We start from the raw sequence: 606 nt of genomic DNA on the forward strand, positions 1-606 counted from the left end.
GGTGCGGTTCAAGCCGCGTCATCAGATGCGGGGACCATACGACTTGTAGACCTGCACAAATGGTCAAGCAGCGTCGGGGAGCTGGTGTTTTGCCCGACATGATCAGCCGTACTGCATTCATGCGCTTCTGTGGGACTGAAACTATATTGTTCTTTGAACTGCCGACTGAAGAGCGACATGTTTGTGAAACCGTGTTGATATGCAATTGTGCTTACAAATCTATGATCTGTCTCGTCTGACAGAGCCTTGTAACAGGCTTGAAGCCGGACAGTTTTGATGTATTTGGCAACACCGCCGTGCTCCTCAAAGACATTGTAGAGTGTGCGGCGGGACATACCCAGTGACTTGCAAATAAAATCTACGTTGAGTTCCGGTCGAGCTAGGTTCTTGCGGATAAACTCCCGGGCGATCGTGAGCCTGCTCGCATTCAAGGCCGGTGTCGCGTTATGAAGATTATCCGCTGTTGGCTCGAGCGACGCCGCGAGTAGATCAGAAAAAGACCTTGAGAGAATTTGTTTTTGATCTTCGGATATTTTGTGTGCTTCATCGACGAGTGTCGAGATAAACGTTCTAAGCAACCCCGTCAGGGAGCCATTGAGCACCGAA

General features: G+C 50.0%; 1 protein-coding gene. It reads right to left on the bottom strand.

Annotated features, from left to right (window positions below; translation table 11 throughout):
- Nucleotides 1-8 precede the first annotated feature (8 nt).
- The coding region (locus ACR0BU_RS24780) for a helix-turn-helix domain-containing protein (protein WP_480739599.1) at nt 9-606 on the bottom strand (598 nt) is incomplete at its 5' end.

The organism is Ruegeria sp. CK2, assembly GCF_056536585.1.